Here is a 2,758-nt window from a genome sequence, read left to right as displayed (position 1 = left end):
GGCCATAAAGCTTGTGCCCGGTGATGGCGTAAAAGTCGCAGCCGATCTCGGGGATTGAGACGGGCCTGTGGACCGAGCCCTGGCTGCCATCAACCAGAACCGGCACGCCCTTTTCCTTCGCCCCACGGCAGATCGCGGCGACATCGACCAGCGTGCCGGTGACATTCGACATCTGTGTCACGGCGACCAGTTTGGTCCTCGGCCCGATCGCGTCGATGACCTTCTGCGGATCGAGCGCGCCGTCGGGCTCGGGCTCCACCCATTTCAGCACCACACCCTGCCGTTCGCGCAGGAAATGCCAGGGCACGATATTGGCGTGATGTTCCAGAACGCTCAGCACGATCTCATCCCCCGCCTGCATCCGTGGCGCGGCCCATGAATAGGACACAAGGTTGATCCCCTCGGTCGTGCCGGTGGTAAAGACGATCTCTTCGGGATCGGGCGCGTTCAGGAAGCGGGCAACGATGCCGCGCACAGCCTCATATTTGTCGGTGGCAAGGTTCGACAGGTAGTGCAGACCGCGATGGACATTGGCGTATTCCATCTCATAGGCGTGGGTCATCGCATCGATCACCACACGCGGCTTCTGCGCCGAAGCGCCATTGTCGAGATAGACCAGAGGCTTGCCGTTCACCTCCCGCGCGAGAATGGGAAAATCCGCCCTGACCTTTTCAACATCATACATGGGGTCAGCCTTTCTCGATCGTCGGGGTGATGCCAAGCATGAACAGAACCAGCGACAGGATGACCACGATGGCAACGAAGCTTACTATCATGCCAAGCGCCACCTTGCCGGGATGGGTGAAGTCATGCACGGCAGCGGTGAACTGGACCAGTAACCAAAGGAACAGCCCCAGCGCGGCGTAACCGACAAGAAGGCCGAGGGGCGGAAGGGTCAGCAGCACGATGACCTGCGCGGCCTGTGCCAGCACCATCAGAAATTCGAGCCATACGACCAGAAGCAGAGTATCGGCGAACGATCCCCGTCCGCCAAAGACACGACCGACGGCGGCGACGGCCCCCGCGATCATGAGTTGCGACATGATCTGCATCGGCACACCGAGGACAGGATCGGACAAGAGCACGATATAGGCGGGTCGTCCTTCGGACGGGATCAGCGGCAGGCCGATCCGGGTAACGATCAGCGCCAGAACCGAAACCAGAACCAGCCCGATCCAGCGCGCCTCATTCGGCGGATCAAGCGCGATAAGCCGCCCGGCCGCTTCGCGCGGATTGCGCAGGGTCTCCACCACCAGATAGGCGATGAGGGCGGGCAGACCGGTCATTCCCTGCCCCCGAATTCAGCCGCCCGAAGCCCCGAGACCCAGAACCACAGGAAGACCGCGAAGACGATCACGCCAACGAGTGTCGCCTGCAGCCCGGACCCGATGAAGCCCACGACAACGCCCTGCAACAGCATAAGCGGCGTCACGGCCAGCAGCGCCCAGAAGAGCGCGATGCGCGCAGCAAAGAAATCGCCCTTCCCGCCGAAGACGCGGGCGGCAAGATGGCCAAGGGCGGCGAGCAGGTAAAAGGCCGGGATCAGCGCCAGAACCGCCAGGAACGACGCCACCATGCGCTGGACCAGCGGCACGTCCGGTTCGAAATGCGCCGCCCGGCTCAGACCGGGCCATTGCGCGATGTAGATGACGATAAGGGCAACCACGAGATAGGTGAGCGCCCGCGCCTCATGCCGCTCGCCCTTGAGCAGACGGCGCATGACAGCGCGGGGGCCGCGATAGGTGGCCAGGATATCGTCGGTGACGGCCATTACTTTTTCCGGCGCGCCAGCCAGGCTTCCAGCCGTTCGACGATCTCGGCTGCCAGTGCCTCATCCTCGATCTCTTCGATCGCATCGGCAAGGAAGGAAAGCACCAGCAATGCCGTCGCATCCTCGCGCGGCACACCGCGCGAACGCAGGTAGAAAAGTGCCGTCTCATCAATGGCACCGGTCGTCGAGCCATGCGAGCACTGCACGTCGTCGGCATAGATCTCCAGTTCCGGCTTGGCGAGGAACTGGCTGTCCTCATCCAGCAAGAGCGACTGGCTGATCTGATAGCCGTCGGTTTTCTGCGCGCCGGGTTTCACCAGGATCTTGCCCTGGAAGACGCCCGTCGCGCCGTTCTTCAGTACTTTCTTGAAGACCTGCCGGCTTTCGCAACGCTCCGCGTCATGGGTGACAAAGATCGTGTCGTCATGGTGGAACTTGCCATAGCTGCCATCGCCAAGGGCAGCGCCCGCGACATGGGCCACGGCATCGTCGCCGACAATCTCGATCACGCATTCATTGCGGGTCATCTGGCCGTTCGCGGTCAGGGTAAAGCTCTTGAAGCTCGCCGCCTCGGCCACGCGGGTGAAGATATGGGTGATCGCGCGGCGTTCATGATCACGGCCCTGTGCGCGGACATGGTGGAAGCGGCCGCCCTTGGCGATATCCACTTCCATCACCTTGTTGAACCGCGCCGCGGCCGGGCCGGTTTCCAGAAGCGTGATCTCGGCCCCCGCCTCGACCTTTACGCAATGATGCAGCATCGCGTCAGAGGTCTCTGCGCTATGGCGATAGATCAGATGCACCGGTTTTGCCGCCTGCCCGGTCACCCGGATCAGCACGCCATCGGTCGCAGCGGCGGTGTTCAGCGCCGCCAGCGGCCGGACAACCGGGTTCTGTCCGCGCGCTTCCAAGACGCCGTAAAGATCCTGCGCCCAGTGGATATCCGCCCTGCCCGCCTCGGCCAGACGCGAAATCTCGACACCCGCC

General features: G+C 62.9%; 4 protein-coding genes. All 4 read right to left on the bottom strand.

The window, feature by feature from the left end; translation table 11 throughout:
• The coding region (locus WBB85_RS16400) for an aminotransferase class V-fold PLP-dependent enzyme (protein WP_432639670.1) at positions 1-685 on the bottom strand (685 nt) is incomplete at its 3' end.
• A 4-nt stretch (positions 686-689) separates the two neighbouring features.
• Positions 690-1,286 carry a Yip1 family protein gene (locus WBB85_RS16395; RefSeq protein ID WP_432639669.1) on the bottom strand — a complete coding sequence of 199 codons (597 nt, stop codon included), beginning with the start codon at positions 1,284-1,286 and terminating at the stop codon, positions 690-692.
• Positions 1,283-1,771, bottom strand: coding sequence for a YIP1 family protein (locus WBB85_RS16390; RefSeq protein WP_432639668.1), 489 nt, complete (start codon positions 1,769-1,771; stop codon positions 1,283-1,285). The genes WBB85_RS16395 and WBB85_RS16390 overlap by 4 nt, the downstream gene beginning before the upstream one ends.
• A partial coding sequence (gene sufD / locus WBB85_RS16385) for a Fe-S cluster assembly protein SufD (protein ID WP_432639667.1) occupies positions 1,771-2,758 on the bottom strand: 988 nt, incomplete at its 5' end. The genes sufD and WBB85_RS16390, both read right to left, overlap by 1 nt.

The organism is Albidovulum sp. (assembly GCF_049646345.1).
Taxonomy (GTDB): domain Bacteria; phylum Pseudomonadota; class Alphaproteobacteria; order Rhodobacterales; family Rhodobacteraceae; genus Albidovulum.
The sequence above is the reverse complement of the archived record's forward strand: the minus strand, read 5'-3'. Positions and strand labels throughout refer to the sequence as shown.

Bases quoted from the DNA above. Each gene is read 5' to 3' on its own strand.
- WBB85_RS16395 (WP_432639669.1), bottom strand. From the start codon at position 1,286: ATGACCGGTCTGCCCGCCCTCATCGCCTATCTGGTGGTGGAGACCCTG.
- WBB85_RS16390 (WP_432639668.1), bottom strand. From the start codon at position 1,771: ATGGCCGTCACCGACGATATCCTGGCCACCTATCGCGGCCCCCGCGCT.